Source organism: Gluconacetobacter entanii (assembly GCF_013155425.1).
GTDB lineage: Bacteria > Pseudomonadota > Alphaproteobacteria > Acetobacterales > Acetobacteraceae > Novacetimonas > Novacetimonas entanii.
Window position 1 is genome coordinate 1 of the sequence record NZ_JABJWD010000052.1, and the last position, 11577, is coordinate 11577.

At 65.7% G+C, this 11577-nt stretch carries 9 protein-coding genes; 1 reads left to right on the plus strand and 8 read right to left on the minus strand.

All coding sequences use genetic code 11. From position 1 onward, the window contains the following. Window positions 1–161: 161 nt before the first annotated feature. The 3 genes from mdoH to HNH97_RS09315 all read right to left on the minus strand — a co-directional run bounded on the left by mdoH (window position 162) and on the right by HNH97_RS09315 (window position 4305). Window positions 162–2303, minus strand: coding sequence for a glucans biosynthesis glucosyltransferase MdoH (gene mdoH / locus HNH97_RS09305; protein WP_171790696.1), 2142 nt, complete (start codon window positions 2301–2303; stop codon window positions 162–164). Beyond that, on the minus strand, window positions 2291–3835 hold the full coding sequence (locus tag HNH97_RS09310) for a glucan biosynthesis protein (RefSeq protein WP_171790697.1): 1545 nt from the start codon (window positions 3833–3835) through the stop codon (window positions 2291–2293). Before HNH97_RS09310 ends, mdoH begins: the two co-directional genes overlap by 13 nt. A 128-nt stretch (window positions 3836–3963) precedes the next feature. Continuing rightward, complete coding sequence (locus HNH97_RS09315) at window positions 3964–4305, minus strand: winged helix-turn-helix domain-containing protein (RefSeq protein WP_171790698.1); 342 nt, start codon at window positions 4303–4305, stop codon at window positions 3964–3966. A 131-nt stretch (window positions 4306–4436) separates the two neighbouring features. On the opposite strand from HNH97_RS09315, the gene HNH97_RS09320 reads away from it, so the two are divergent. Then, entirely contained in the window at window positions 4437–4943 is a 507-nt protein-coding gene (locus HNH97_RS09320) for a GNAT family N-acetyltransferase (RefSeq protein WP_171790699.1), read from the plus strand. A gap of 141 nt (window positions 4944–5084) precedes the next feature. Here the strand turns inward: HNH97_RS09320 and HNH97_RS09325 are convergent, their stop codons facing one another. The 5 genes from HNH97_RS09325 to HNH97_RS09345 all read right to left on the minus strand — a co-directional run bounded on the left by HNH97_RS09325 (window position 5085) and on the right by HNH97_RS09345 (window position 11443). Beyond that, on the minus strand, window positions 5085–6548 hold the full coding sequence (locus HNH97_RS09325) for a mannitol dehydrogenase family protein (protein ID WP_171790700.1): 1464 nt from the start codon (window positions 6546–6548) through the stop codon (window positions 5085–5087). A 220-nt stretch (window positions 6549–6768) separates the two neighbouring features. Continuing rightward, window positions 6769–7857: an FUSC family protein gene (locus HNH97_RS09330; protein WP_110912440.1), complete on the minus strand. Its 1089-nt coding sequence runs from the start codon at window positions 7855–7857 to the stop codon at window positions 6769–6771. After that, window positions 7857–9455, minus strand: coding sequence for a DegQ family serine endoprotease (locus HNH97_RS09335; RefSeq protein WP_110912439.1), 1599 nt, complete (start codon window positions 9453–9455; stop codon window positions 7857–7859). The genes HNH97_RS09330 and HNH97_RS09335 overlap by 1 nt, the downstream gene beginning before the upstream one ends. Window positions 9456–9523: 68 nt before the next feature. Further along, window positions 9524–10216: an SGNH/GDSL hydrolase family protein gene (locus HNH97_RS09340; RefSeq protein WP_171790701.1), complete on the minus strand. Its 693-nt coding sequence runs from the start codon at window positions 10214–10216 to the stop codon at window positions 9524–9526. Window positions 10217–10261: 45 nt separating this feature from the next. Beyond that, entirely contained in the window at window positions 10262–11443 is a 1182-nt protein-coding gene (locus tag HNH97_RS09345; protein WP_244949382.1) for an OpgC family protein, read from the minus strand. Window positions 11444–11577: the final 134 nt, after the last annotated feature.

Sequence of the window (11577 nt, forward strand, 5' to 3'; positions counted from 1 at the left end):
GTCTGTCAGTACGAAGCGATCCATACAGGCTTTGAATCATATGCAGATGCTTGAAAAAAGCATAATTCCCAACAGGCCCCAGAAAGCTTCAAAAAAGAATGCCGCCTTTTAAAAAGGCGGCACCCGGAACTTTCATCACGACTCCATCCCGAAACAGCCGGTCAGGACAGCGCCTCCAGCAGGTGCAGTCCTTCCGCATTGCCAAGGACGGCGGCCTTTTCGCGCGGGCTCAGGGCCTGGCGCGCCGCCTGCAGGTCCGGCACCTCCCGCAGCTTGACCAGGCCCACCAGCAGGTTGGCGTCGATCGGATCCCCCCTGTGCCGGGGCGGCGGCAGCATGGCGCAATGCAGCGCCAGCAGCGCCGGATGCGCACGCAACACCGCCAGCGCATCGCCAATCGGCCGTCCCGCCATGTCGCGCAGGTTGCGCATCGCACGCGCCAGCACGTCGGGCGGGGATGTCTCCTCCGGGATCAGCAGCAGGCCCGCGCGCCGCAGGTCCTGCCCGGCGGCCCTGCTTCCGGTCAGGATCGCCAGCGGAATGGCCAGCACCAGCCCCAGCAGGACCGGCAGCATCCACAGGAACAGCGAAAGAGAGACGACCCACGCCGCAACACCCAGCGCAACCCCGAACACGGTATAGCCCAGATACAGCCGCGCGTTCTGCAGGGCGGACACCCCGCCATCGTCGCGGCGCTGCGCGTTCCATCCCGAATCACGCCCCATCAGGATGGACAGCACACCCATCGTCTGGATCAGCATCGCCACCGGCGCGACCAGACCGCCAAGCACCGTTTCCACAAGGATGGACACAGCCGCACGGACCGCCCCCCCGCACCCGCGCCGCAACGGCCCGTCGCACAGCAGCGCGACATAGGCCAGCATCTTTGGCGCCAGCAGGATCCCCATCGTGGCCAGGAACATGAAGCGCGCCTGCACCGGATCGACATGCGGCCAGTGGGGATAGAGCAGCTTGGTGTCGCCAAAATATTCCGGCCGTGAAAACCGGCTCTGCAACGACACGAGGATACCGGCGAGCAGGAACACCAGCCACAGCGGGGAGGTCACATATGACCCGATCCCCATCAGCATGTGCAGGCGGCTGATCCAGTGCAGGCCCCTGGCCGAGACCACCTTGGCATGCTGCAGGTTGCCCTGGCACCAGCGCCGGTCGCGGATCGCGATATCCGTCAGCGACGGCGGGCTTTCCTCGTACGATCCCATCAGGGCGGGCACCATATGGATGGCCCACCCGCCACGGCGCATCAGCGCGGCCTCCACGAAATCATGGCTCATGATCGCGCCGCCAAAGGGCTTGCGCCCCGGCAGGTGCGGCAGGGCGGCCTGTTCGGCAAAGGCGCGGGTGCGGATGACCGCGTTATGGCCCCAGTAATTGCCCTCCGACCCGTGCCACCAGGCGATGCCGTGCGCGATCAGCGGGCCATATACCCGCCCGGCGAACTGCTGCATGCGGGCAAACAGGGTCGTGCCATTGACGATCACCGGCAGGGACTGGATCAGGCCGACACCGGGATTGGCCTCCATCGCGGCGGTCAGGCGCACGATGGTGTCGCCCGACATGACGCTGTCGGCATCAAGGGTGATCATCTGCCGGTACGCCGCGCCAAAGCGGCGGACCCATTCGGCGATATTGCCGGCCTTGCGGTCGATATTCTGCGCGCGCCGCCGGTAATAGACACGTATCACCCCCTCCGTCGCGCGGCGCAACGCCATATAGGCTTCTTCCTCCGCCACCCAGACATCGGGATCGGTCGTGTCCGACAGGACGAACAGGTCGAACGCACCGGCCTGCCCCGTGGCGGCAAGGCTGTCGCAGATCGCGCGCAGTCCCGCCATCACACGGCCCGGGTCCTCGTTATAGGTGGGCATCAGAAGTGCCGTGCGCGCCACAAGCCGGGGCAGCGGCCCGTCCGGCCGGATGCCAAGGCCAAGCCCCCCGCCCCGCGACATCAGCGAGCAGAACCCCGCCAGCGCCGACGTGAACGCCAGCGCGATCCACAGGAACAGCACCACGAACAGCCCCAGCATGACCACACCGGCAATGGAGACGCTGATGGCATTGAACACGAGGTTCATTTCATACGTGGCCCATCCCGTCAGCACCAGCGCACTGCCAAGGACAAGGACACGGCGCAGCACGATGCCCGACCATTGCGTCACCGGCGTGCCCGCGCGGCCCCCCGGCGGCAGGTGCGACAGGGAATGGACCGGCATCTCCAGCGGCGCGGGCGGCGGCAGCGTCCCCCCCGCGGCAGGGGACGCGCCGGGCGTCACGGCGTCCATCGGTAAACCCATTCCTCCGACACGGTCGCCTGGTCATTCGCCAGCGAGCAGTCGAGTTCGGCGATCTTCGCATCCTTGGGATCGAATTCGAACGTGGCGCGCCAGCCATGGATGTCGGGGTTCGGTTCGACCACGACATTGCGGATCTCGCCCGCAGAAGTACGGGTCTGGAGATGGAATTTCGCGTCCCTGGGAAGGTTCGCGAACGGCTCTCCCGTGAAATCTATGTCAAAGAAGCGGGTATGCGACCCATCCGTGGACGCCCCCACCCGCGTTGCGGCGATGCGGGCAAGATGCGTGGGCCATGGCGTGTCCCATCCCCAGTACATGCGATAGGTGAAGGCATATTCATGCCCCGCCGCCAGCGCATCGCGCGGCCGCCAGAAGGACACGATATTGTCGTTGACCTCGTTCGGGGTCGGGATTTCCACCAGGTCCACGCTGCCCGCGCCCCAGTCGCCGATCGGCTCGATCCAAAGGGAGGGCCGCTTTTCGTAATTGAGCGCCAGATCCTCGAAATCCTCAAAGGCGCGCTTGCGCTGCATCAGGCCGAACCCGTGCGGGCGCACATCGGCAAAGGCGGAGAACTGCAGGTCCTGCGGGTTGCGCAGTGGACGCCACAACTGCTGCCCGCCGCCGGTCCACATCGACAGCGCCTCGCTGTCATGGGCGGCGGGGCGCCAGTCATCGACATGGTTGCGGTCGTTGGCGTCGAAATAGAACATCCCCGTCAGCGGCGCGATCCCCGACTGCGGGATTTCCTTGCGCGGGTAGAGGTAGGTCTGCACGTCAAAGACCGTCGTCTCCCCCGGGCGGATGGTGAAGCGGAACGCCCCCGTCAGCGACGGACTGTCGAGCAGCGCATGCAGCACCACACTGTCCACGCCGGAGCGCGGCTTTTCCAGCCAGTAGGCACGGAACAGGGCGAACTCCTCCCCCTTGGGATCGCCCGTGCCATCGGCGAACCCACGCGCCGACAGGCCATAGGTCTGCCCCTTGGCCACCGCACGGAAATAGGATGCGCCAAGGAAGACGCAGAATTCCTCCATCACGCCGGGCGTATTGATGGGCGCGCGGATCCGCAGGCCCGAAAAGCCGATATTGTCATCCACCCGCAATGCCGGGTTGCCATAGGTGAACAGGTCCGCCGAATACGGCACGGGGGCGGCCTTGCCGTCGATCACCTCGTACATCTCGATCCGGGGGCGGTAGAGGTAGCCACGGGGGAAGAATTCCACCTCGAACCCCAGGTTTTCCCCGTGCCACAGGGCCTGTTCGGGTCGATAGGCGATGGACGTGAACTGATCGAAATTCATGTCCCGCACGACGGCGGGCAGCGTTTCTTCCGGCGCGCGGTAGGCCTGTTGCGACAGGCGATGCGCAAGCTGTCGGACGGTTGTATCGTCAAAAACGCCCGCATCCGGCGCATCCGCCGCACGCGCGCCACGAAGTGCGTCGATCCCGCCGAAAAGGGAGAGAACCGACAGACCTGCTCCAGCCTTTACAATATCACGTCGCAACACTGAAATCATTCCCCGATCATTATCATTATCGGCCCACCGCGAAGCGGTTGCGGGTGACCTCTTTATCAATCGAATCCGCGCCATTTCCGCGCGATGGCAGTCCAGTTACCTTCTCCTATGTCCGTGGCATGGCATTTTCACGGCACTTCACACATGCCCGACATCTCCGCCAGTGGCCTATCGGCCGCCTGACGCGAAAGCTGTTCTATTTCCCGGTACAGTTTCAGTACCTTGTGCCCGTCCTCCGACAGGCCGGCCCCACCACCGCCACCGGGGCGGGCGGCGACAAGCGGGTGCACGAAAACAGAGTTCATCGATTCCACCAGAAGCCACGCCCGGCGGTAGGACATGCCCATCGCCCGTGCCGCGGCAGAGATGGACCCCGTTTCCTCGATCTGTTCCAGAAGGCGGATCTTCCCATGTCCGAGCAGGGGTTTGCCATTGGCATCAATACGTAATGTAAGACGCAGATCCGTCATTCTGTCAGGTGCTCCTGCACTTGGGATAAGGGTGGACGCCGGCCCATCAATTACCGGAATATGACTATCTCGTCCAATAATGCCCCGAAAATGTTTTATTATATTTCCCGTCTATACGCACAACGGTGAAAATGACAGCACAATGGCGTTCCCTGTACCATTCCGACCTGCCAGATGTACAGGCGCTGGCAGGGCGGATCCATCCGTCCTATCCCGAAGATGCGGCGGTTTTCGCCGAACGCCTCGCCCTGTGCCCGGCCGGGTGCCTTGGCCTGCACGAAGATGGAAAGAGACTGGCGGGATACCTGCTGAGCCACCCGTGGCGCCTGCGTGCGCCGCCGCGCCTGAACACGCTGCTGCATGCGCTGCCACCGGATCCCGACTGCTGGTATGTCCATGACATCGCCATTGCCCCGGCCCTGCGTGGACAGGGGGCGGCCACCCGTGCGCTCGCCCTGGTGGAACACGCTGCGCGCCGGGCGGGACTGCACCGCATCGCGCTGATGGCGACGGGGCAGGCCGTGGGATTCTGGCGGCGGCAGGGTTTTGCGCCCGTCCCCTCCGATGCGGGGGCCGCCGCGTCCTACGGCGATGGGGCCATGCCCCTGTCGCGCGCCGTCCCGGATGTGGGGTCGTGAAACATCCATCCGGGACAGCACGCGGGTAAAAGTCCTGCGAATTTCCGGGGTGCGGCCCTTGATCCAGAAAGTCAGCGTTCCCCGAAGCCTTTCAGATCAGGAGCTTTACCAGAAATTTCTGCTGATAAAGTTGCTTACGCCTCAGTCCGGCAGGCTGGCGCGGACGCCATGTTCGCGGATCGCCCTGCGTGCCGCAACGATCGCCTGCGTCAGTTCCGGTGTCTGCACATCACGCCACCCGTCGAACGCCGGCAGCGCAAGGGCCGCGGCAAAATCGGGGTCACGGGCCAGCGCGACCTGCCCTTCCGTCAGGGTTGGCTCCAGCGGGGTATAGGTCTCCCCCTTTTCACTGCTGCCACGCAGCATTTCCAGATAGGCGGCAAGGCCGAAGGCGATGCGCGACAGGTCATGACCCGACTGGAGCGAGCGACGCACCGTATCGGTCCAGAAAACCTGCGATTTCGACGCGCCATCGCTGCAGATCCGCAGCAGCGTATCCGCCACCGCACGGTTGGAAAACCTGCTGATGACCTGGCGGCGATAGGCGTCAAGGTCCAGCCCCTGCGGCGCATGGATCTGCGTCATGACATCCTTCTGCAGGTAGGCATTGATGAAGCGGTGCAGGTCCGCATCCGCAATCGCGTCATGGACATAGCGATAGCCCAGCAGGAGGCCCAGCGCGCCAAGCGTCACATGCGCGGCGTTGAGCATCCGGACCTTCACCTGTTCATACCCGGTCACGTCGCTGACGAACTGCACCCCCGCCGTCTCCAGCGCGGGACGCCCGGCGCAGAAGCTGTCCTCGAGCACCCACTGGCTGAACCCCTCCGCAAGGACCGGCAGCGCATCATCCAGACCACTTTCACGGTTCAGCATGTCGCGCATGGCGCCATCCACGCTGGGGGTGATGCGGTCCACCATGCTGCACGGGAAGGTCACGTTGGCCTCGATCCACTGTGCAAGGTCCGGGTCATAGGCACGGGCATAGCCGACGAAGGCCGTGCGGGCGACCTGCCCGTTATGGCGCAGGTTGTCGCACGACATCACCGTGAACGGCCCCGTCCCGGCCGCACGCCTGCGGCGCAGGGCCTCCACCACGAACCCGAACACCGTGGCCGGGGCCTGCGGATTGGCAAGGTCGGCCTCCACCCGGGGGTTGTCGATGCGGAATTCGCCGGTTTCCTCGTCGATGTTGTAGCCGCCTTCGGTGATGGTCATGCTGACGATGCGGATGGCGGGATCGCACAGGCGCGCCAGCACCGCCTGCGGGTCCGCCGGGGCCAGCAGGTAATCGCGCAGCACCCCGATGACCCGGACGGAACGCGTGCCATCCGCCTCCACTTCCGTCAGAGAATACAACCCGTCCTGCGCACGGAATGTCTCGGCCTTGCGTTCGCTGCGCGCGCCTGATGTCAGGCCGACGCCCACGATCCCCCACGGCCCCGGCTTTCCCCGGTCAAGGCAGCGTTCGACGTACCATGCCTCATGCGCGCGAAAGAAATTGCCAACCCCGAAATGCACGATTCCTGGCGTCAGTGTCGCCGGATCGTATTCCGGTCCACGCACACCTTCGGGAAGGTTTCCAAGAATCGCTTTGTTCAGCATGGTGATGTCCAGACTCCTGTGAAGGTTGATCCATTCCCGTAACCGCAAGGCATGGCGATCACGCAGGCACGCGCCCGCAGGCGCATGCCCACCGGGACATTACGGATACCAACGCGCCAGCATGCCGTTGGTGCCATGCAATCTGACATAAACCTGAAACATGTCCAGAATATGCAACAATTATCGTGGGATGGAACCACCCTGCTGCAACGCCGGGGGCCTAGCCGACATGCGCCACGCCGCCATGGGGTGCGTCCGGCGGCGGCGCACCTTCGTCCGTGCGCCCGTCGGCCCAGACATTGCGGATCAGGACCGTCATGTCGGTATGCAGCAGGCCGATGGCGAAACACATCACCGGCGTCCAGTGGGGCCCGGGCTGGTGGATCTGCGACAGGACATCCTCCACCCCCTCGTCCGGCAGGGGCTTGCCCCGCCCGCGTGTCGCGGCAAGGTCACACCGGTCGGCCAGTTGCCCCAGCACATGGGACAGGACCTCGCGCTCGCTGCGCAGGATGTCGCCGGTGCTTGCGGTCTGTCCCTCCACGGCGGCGCGCGCGACAAAGACCGCATCCGCGCGCAGCTTGCGCAGAAGCCCCGGCAGACGCATCACCAGCGGGTCATGCCGCGCCAGTGACCCGGGATGTTCGACCTCCGCCTCCTTCACCCCGTCATTGAGGTCCTGCAGCAGGGATCGGCATCTGTCATCGATCGCGGCGACCGCGTCACTGTCGGGATGCTGGTGCAGCGCCAGTTCCAGCAGCGCCGACACCTGCCGCAGCAACAGCGCCGAATTGCGCAGTACCTCGCGCCGCGCCTCGTTACGCAGCACGAAGAAGGAGACGACGAACGACACCACCACCCCGATCATGATGGAGGCGATGCGGTCGAACGGCCGTGCGAACGGCGCGCCATTGCCGGGGAACAGCAGCACCACCATCAACGTGATGACCGCGACGCGCATCTTGGGCCGCGCCGCCGCCAGCACCGCGACAGGCATCAGCATGACCCAGAACACAAGGTCCGTGGGCCAGAACAGCCACTGTTCCATCGCAATGGCGGAAATCCCGGCCGATGCCCCGATCAGGGTGCCGACGATCTGGTCCTGCCCGGTGGACAGCGTCTGTGTCATCCGGCTCTGCGTAATCACCACGACCGAGGTGATCAGCGCCCAGACCGGTTCCTGCAGGTGCACCAGATGGGCGACAACCCCCGACCCGATGAGCGAGACGACCATGCGCACGACCTGCCGCCAGGTGCCACCCGCCGCGATGAAGACATTACGCGCGTAAGAAAAAACGGGACCTGCCATCAATCGGGGTGTGCGCCCGATTCAGCCAGCGGGAACGGCACCCAGCGCAGGCCGTCGCTGTTCTGCACAAGGAACAGCACGGTGCGGCGCTTCTGCGCGCGGACAAGGTCGATCTGGTGCTTCAGTTCGGCAGGCGTGCTGACGGTGGCCTGCTGGACCTCGGTAATGACATCGCCCGTGCGCAGGCCGCGTTCGGCGGCGGGGCTGTCATCGGTCACGCCGGTCACGACAACGCCCTTCTGGCCTTCGGGCATGTTGTATTTCTGGCGCGCGATATCGTCGATCGCCCCCACGGTGAAGCCAAGGCCCGCGACCGCCATGCTGCCGCTTGCGGGGGCTTTCTGCGCGGGCTTGCCATCGGCTTTGTCGGTCTTTTCCTCCGGCAGGGCGCCGATGGTGATGGTGACATTCATCGGATGGTCATGGCGCACGATGCCCAGATGCGCGACACTGCCGGCCGGAAGCTGCGCAACAAGGCGCGGCAGGGCGCGGCCGTCGATGTCCTTGCCATCCAGCGTCACGATCACGTCGCCGGTCTGCAGGTGCGCGGCAGCGGCCGGGCCCTTGGCCTCCACCCCGGCGATCAGGGCGCCATGCGCGCTTTTCAGGCCCAGCCCATCGGCGATGTCCTGCGTCACGTCCTGGATCCGCACGCCGATCCACCCGCGCGACACCTTCCCGTGCTTGCGCAACTGTTCGATGATGCCCTGCGCTTCGGCCGAGGGGATGGCGAACCCGATGCCGATCGACCCGCCGGAGGGCGAGAAGATGGCCGTGTTGATCCCGATCACGTCGCCATGCAGGTTGAACAGCGGCCCACCCGAATTGCCCTTGTTGATCGGGGCGTCGGTCTGGATGAAATCGTCATACGGGCCCTGTTCGATATTGCGCCCGCGGGAGGAGATGATCCCCGCCGTGACGGTGCCCGACAGGCCGAACGGGTTGCCGATCGCCAGCACCCAGTCGCCCACGCGCGCATGGTCGCTGTCGCCGAACGGCACGGCGGGCAGCGGTTTGGGGCTGTCAACCTTCAGCACGGCAAGGTCGGTGCGGTCGTCATGACCCAGCAGGTGCGCCTTGAGCACCGTATTGTCCTGCAGCGTCACCGTGATCTGTTCGGCGTTGCGCACGACATGGTTGTTCGTCACGACGATCCCGGCGGGATCGATGATGAAGCCCGACCCCAGCGCCTGCATCTTGCGCGGTGGCGCGTTGGGGGTGTTCTGCCGGTTCATGAAGTCGTGGAAGAACTTCTCGAACGGGGAGCCTTCGGGGAAATTGGGGATCTGCGGGCTGCTGTCGCCTTCGTCACCGTCATCGTCTTCATCACCGGGACGCACCATCTCGGTGGTGGAGACATTGACGACCGCGGGCAGAAGCCGCGCCGCAAGGTCGGCAAAGCTGTCGGGCGTGTCATGGCCCGGCGCGGGCAGGCGCACGGGATCGCTGACGGGCGTGACATGCGCGGCCGCCGGTGGTGGCGCGACGGTGGCGGCGGGCGGCAGCGCGTATGCCCGCGCTGTCGCCATCGCCAGCAATGCGGCCCCCATGCCCAAGGCGGCACTGGATCTGGAAAAAGCGGAAACGTGGTCGGGCATGTGGCTGGTTGCTTCCTGATCTGGACGGGGCCTGAGCATTTACACCATTGCGGCGGGCGGGGCGAATGTCACGCCCCGTCACCCTGATAACATGACGCGACACCTCCCGGCAGCCCCGTCAGTTCAATAAGCCACGCCGCCAGCGCCTCGCCCAGCAGGCGGTAGCCCCGGTCATTCAGGTGCAGCCCGTCAGGCGACAGCGCCACAGGCTCCAGCCCCAGTTCCGCGCACCATGACTTCATCCGCACATACCGCGTGAACAGCGGCACGTGGTCCTGTTGCGCGATGTGGTGCACTGCTTCACGAAACGCGGGAAAGGCCGGGCAGGTTTCCAGCACCGGGCAGTATTGCTGGTCCATCAGCACGACATCCGCGCCCGACGCACGCATCTGGGCCAGGTCGTCGCGGGTGCGCGCGATGAAAGCACCGACATCATCCCCCCTGAGCGGGTCGTTGCTGCCGGTCTGCCACACGATCAGGTCGGGCCGGTCCGCCAGCATGCCGCCCACGCGGGCGTGCATCGCCTCCGCATCGTCGCCGCCCACGCCATGGCCGACGACCTCCACCCCGCCGGGCGCGAACGGGGCCAGGACGGCATGCATGATGGCGGGCAGGGCATGGGCGGGCGTGCTCGCCCCCACCCCTTCGATGGTGGAGGACCCGAACAGGGCGATCCGCACGCCCTTCCCCTCACGCAGCAGGCGCGTCAGGCGGGGCAGCACATCCGCCCCGGCCGCATCCGTCCCTGTCGTATCCGTCATGATCGTTCCCTTCGTTGCCTGTGTCATATCCATCCTACACGACATTCACGCCCTGCGCGCGGCCCGGGCCAGCGCACGCCTGCGGTCCAGTTCGCGCGTCATGCCCCACAGCAGCGCGAACCCCACCACGTTGATCGCAACCTGCATGCCCCAGCCGACGCCAAAGCTGGTGAAGACCAGCCGCCCGTACAGGTCGATGATGGTGCCAAGGGTGAACACCTCCAGCGAATGGCGGCCGAACATCGCCATCAGTTGCCCCACACGTCCCTGCGCCCAGCGCGTCGCCAGCGTGGAGGACTGCACAAGGTAGAACAGGCACAGCACATCGAGCAGCCGCAGCGGGGAGAGCACCATCTTGTCCGTCCATGGCGTGGCCATGGGCCGCACGTCCGGCAGGCCCCAGTCCATCCACGGGAATGATTCCACCGCCGAAAACACCAGATAGGCCCAGCACGCCGCCGCCAGCACCCGCCAGCGCGGCAGGCTGCCGCCATGCCGGCCCGCAAGGATGGACGCACACGCGCCCAGCACGAACAGGAACTGCCACGCCAGCGGGTCGAAATACCACCCGTCCGGGTCCAGCCAGTTGGGAAAATTGAGCGACGGGTCGAAATTGACCACCGCCCACAGCGCGCCGCTGGCCGCAAGGACGGGCCACGGCCCCACCAGGCGCAGCACCCAGCATAGCGGCGCGAACACCCCGAGCAGCACGATATAGAGCGGCAGGATATTGAGGTTGCCCGGCAGCGCCTGCAGCAGCATCACCCGCCACAGGGAATCCAGCCCATGCGCCAGTTCGGGTTCGAGGAAATCGACCGGCACGGGCCAGTACTGCCGCCACAGCCGGATGGTCGCGATCGTCACCACCGCCATCAGCGTCTGGAAAACATAAAGCCGCCCGCACCGGCGCACGATGCGTTCGACCACGCCCTGCCATGGCTGGCGCGAAAATGCCCGGCCATAGGCCAGCCACGACGCATAGCCCGCCAGCAGCACGAACACCTCCGCCGCGTCGGCAAAACCGACATTGCGCATGGTAAAGCGGTTGAGGACATCCTGCGGGATATGGTCGATGCACATCATCAGCAGCGCCACGCCACGCAGGGCGTCCACGCGATGGTCGCGCACCCGTGGCGCGCTGACGCCCGTCACACCCGCCCCTGATGTGGGGGCGGACACCCCGGCGGGACGGGGGACCTCCGCACCGTCCGGCGGGGTGATGGCCATGTGGGGACCACCTGCCTGCACGCATGATGTCATGGCGACGTACTACTTCTTTCCTGCGCATGAGCCCGCACCACTCCCCACGGGCACGCGGCACCGGGCCACGATGCGCAGGGGGCGGGATTTCACACTTCCGA

Coding starts and splice junctions, on each gene's coding strand:
- mdoH (WP_171790696.1), bottom strand. CDS start 2,303: ATGGACGCCGTGACGCCCGGCGCGTCCCCTGCCGCGGGGGGGACGCTG.
- HNH97_RS09310 (WP_171790697.1), bottom strand. CDS start 3,835: ATGATTTCAGTGTTGCGACGTGATATTGTAAAGGCTGGAGCAGGTCTG.
- HNH97_RS09315 (WP_171790698.1), bottom strand. CDS start 4,305: ATGACGGATCTGCGTCTTACATTACGTATTGATGCCAATGGCAAACCC.
- HNH97_RS09320 (WP_171790699.1), top strand. CDS start 4,437: ATGACAGCACAATGGCGTTCCCTGTACCATTCCGACCTGCCAGATGTA.
- HNH97_RS09325 (WP_171790700.1), bottom strand. CDS start 6,548: ATGCTGAACAAAGCGATTCTTGGAAACCTTCCCGAAGGTGTGCGTGGA.
- HNH97_RS09330 (WP_110912440.1), bottom strand. CDS start 7,857: ATGGCAGGTCCCGTTTTTTCTTACGCGCGTAATGTCTTCATCGCGGCG.
- HNH97_RS09335 (WP_110912439.1), bottom strand. CDS start 9,455: ATGCCCGACCACGTTTCCGCTTTTTCCAGATCCAGTGCCGCCTTGGGC.
- HNH97_RS09340 (WP_171790701.1), bottom strand. CDS start 10,216: ATGACGGATACGACAGGGACGGATGCGGCCGGGGCGGATGTGCTGCCC.
- HNH97_RS09345 (WP_244949382.1), bottom strand. CDS start 11,443: ATGGCCATCACCCCGCCGGACGGTGCGGAGGTCCCCCGTCCCGCCGGG.